Annotated in this window: 3 pseudogenes; 1 reads left to right on the top strand and 2 read right to left on the bottom strand. The window is 59.3% G+C overall.

Features of this window, described 5'->3' with window-relative positions:
• Positions 1–854 (bottom strand): annotated as a pseudogene (locus ACQKP4_RS28940) (transketolase); the annotation flags it as partial.
• 273 nt (positions 855–1,127) lie between these two features.
• Here ACQKP4_RS28940 and ACQKP4_RS28945 point away from each other — a divergent pair.
• Positions 1,128–2,084, top strand: a pseudogene (locus ACQKP4_RS28945) (ArsR/SmtB family transcription factor); the annotation flags it as partial.
• Here the strand turns inward: ACQKP4_RS28945 and ACQKP4_RS28950 are convergent.
• Positions 2,078–2,172 (bottom strand): annotated as a pseudogene (locus ACQKP4_RS28950) (DUF1513 domain-containing protein); the annotation flags it as partial. The pseudogenes ACQKP4_RS28945 and ACQKP4_RS28950 overlap by 7 nt on opposite strands.

The following is a 2,172-nucleotide window of genomic DNA, read 5'->3' on the forward strand; positions in this document are numbered from 1 at the left end:
ATTTCGAACGGCGCGTAGTTCCAGTTCAGGGCCTTGCGGGTCAAGGCGATTTCCGCGTCACCCAGCGGGGCGCCGTGGCAGTCTTCTTTACCCTGCTTGTTCGGCGAACCGAAACCGATGGTGGTCTTGCAGCAGATCAGCGTTGGCTGAGCGCTTTTACGCGCGGTTTCGATGGCGGTCTTGATCTCTTCCGGGTCATGGCCGTCGACGTTGCGAATCACCTGCCAGTTGTAGGCTTCGAAACGCTTCGGGGTGTCGTCGGTGAACCAGCCTTCGACTTCGCCGTCGATGGAGATGCCGTTGTCATCGTAGAAGGCGATCAGCTTGCCCAGGCCCAACGTACCGGCCAGTGAGCCGACTTCATGGGAAATGCCTTCCATCATGCAGCCATCACCCAGGAACACGTAGGTGTGGTGATCGACAACGTCGTGGCCTGGACGGTTGAACTGCGCCGCCAGGACTTTTTCTGCCAGGGCAAAACCAACGGCGTTGGCCAGGCCTTGGCCCAATGGACCGGTGGTGGTTTCGACGCCAGGCGTGTAGCCGAATTCCGGGTGGCCCGGGGTGCGGCTGTGCAGCTGGCGGAAGTTTTTCAGGTCATCGATCGACAGGTCATAACCGGTCAGGTGCAGCAACGAGTAGACCAGCATCGAGCCATGGCCGTTGGACATTACAAAGCGGTCACGGTCGGCGAACGATGGATTGGTCGGGTTGTGCTTCAGGTAGTCACGCCAAAGTACTTCGGCGATATCCGCCATACCCATAGGGGCACCGGGATGGCCGCTGTTGGCTTTTTGCACGGCATCCATGCTGAGGGCACGAATGGCGTTGGCACGCTCACGACGGCTGGGCATCGCTGTTCTCCTGCGGGTACTGAATCGAGAGTGGATAAATCGAAACGGAAAAAAGGCGAGCATTTTCCCTCACCGGGCCGCCTCGGGGCAATGACAGATAATCATCTGGAGGCGTTTTTCCAATCGATAACGCGGGTTTGGACTGATGAATCCATTCCGCTGTTCGTTTGTAGAGTGAACCGAACGTCTGGAAGTGCCATCTATCGAGCAATATCAAAACTTTTTGATATTGCCCTTGCAGTGATTTCTGACCGTCACTAGACTGCTGGCCTTATGAATTTACGCGTGCCTTCCATTCAACATGACGATTGCGATGAGCTGGCGGCCCTGTGCAAGGCTGGCGGCGATCCTCTGCGACTGAATGTATTGCGCGCGCTGGCCAACGATTCGTTTGGCGTACTGGAGCTGGCGCAGATCTTCGGCATCGGTCAGTCCGGCATGAGCCACCACCTTAAAGTGCTGGCCCAGGCCGAACTGGTGGCGACTCGACGTGAAGGCAATGCGATTTTCTACCGTCGCGCCCTGCCCCACACTGAACTGCCGGGCGGCAAGTTGCACGCCGCGTTGCTGGAAGAAGTGGATAACCTGACCCTGCCTGCCGATGTGCAATCGCGGATCAGCCAGGTCCACGGGCAACGCGCAGCGGCCAGCCAGGACTTTTTCTCACGGGTGGCGGAGAAATTTCGCGCCCAGCAAGACCTGATCGCCGGCCTGCCGCAATACCGCGAGAGCGTGCTGGCACTGCTCGACAAACTGAGCTTCAGCGACGGCGCGACCGCCATTGAAGTCGGCCCGGGTGACGGTGCATTCCTGCCGGAACTGGCGCGGCGCTTCACGCGAGTGACCGCGCTGGACAACAGCCCGGCGATGCTCGAACTGGCGCGTCAGGTCTGCGAACGTGAAACGCTGGCTAACGTCAGCCTGCAATTGGCCGATGCATTGAACGGTGTGAGCCTTCAAGCCGATTGCGTTGTACTGAACATGGTGCTGCACCATTTCGCCGCGCCGGCCGAAGCGCTCAAGCACATGGCCGACCTGCTGCAACCGGGCGGTAGCCTGCTCGTGACAGAGTTATGTAGCCACAACCAGAGTTGGGCCAGGGAGGCCTGCGGTGATCTCTGGTTGGGGTTTGAACAGGACGATTTGGCCCGTTGGGCCACCGCTGCGGGACTCGTTCCCGGGGAAAGCCTCTATGTAGGCTTACGTAATGGTTTCCAGATCCAGTCCAGGTCCCAGATAAAAAAGCGATTGCCCCGTGGCGCGGTCAACGCGACCAGACGCAAATCGCTGTGCACCGCGACGCTGGCGGTGTAGTGCC

The organism is Pseudomonas sp. NPDC086278 (assembly GCF_050280905.1).
Classification (GTDB): Bacteria; Pseudomonadota; Gammaproteobacteria; order Pseudomonadales; family Pseudomonadaceae; genus Aquipseudomonas.